1 pseudogene is annotated in these 575 nt (G+C 76.3%); it reads right to left on the bottom strand.

Annotated elements, in window-relative coordinates:
• Window positions 1-324 (bottom strand): annotated as a pseudogene (locus G5C51_RS42405) (hypothetical protein); the annotation flags it as partial.
• Window positions 325-575: the final 251 nt, after the last annotated feature.

Here is a 575-nt window from a genome sequence, read left to right as displayed (position 1 = left end):
GACCGGTGGCGGCGGTGGCGGAGGCGCGGGCTTGCGCGGCGGCGGAGGCGGCGGCGGCTGCTTGCGGCACGCCTGCCGCACCGCCCCGGCGACATCACCACGCCGCGCCATCTCGCCGAGCTCATCGAGCGGCAACTCGCGGCCCGTATAGGCACAGCCCTCGGCGGGGGCGGCGGGCGCCGCGACAGCGGGCAGCGCGGCGTGCGCCGGGGTCGCGGCCGCCGCCACGGCGGCGGCGCCCAGAGCAGTCGCGGTCAGCGCGATTGCGCCGAGCGCGGCCGTGGCGAAGGAGCGGATGAGGAGGTGAGCTATGCGGCACTGCACGCCGGGAGGCTGCGCCGCAGGGGTCGCGGTAGTCGTGTCGCAGCGGCAAACCACCCGCGAGCTGGGCGCGCGAAGCGCGACACGCGCCCACTCCGGCAGTCGGGCGCCGACCGGCGTGTCGGTGCGGCGTACGGACGCTGCCCGCGCGCCCGGCCGAGATCGCCCGACCGCCCGCTTTACGGGTATATGCGGTGCTCAGCGCCCCTGCCGGCCCTGTCTCTTGTACACATCTCCGATCCCACGAGACATGA

Source organism: Streptomyces coryli (assembly GCF_011044975.1).
Lineage (GTDB): Bacteria > Actinomycetota > Actinomycetes > Streptomycetales > Streptomycetaceae > Streptomyces > Streptomyces coryli.
This window is presented reverse-complemented; position numbering and strand designations above follow the sequence as displayed.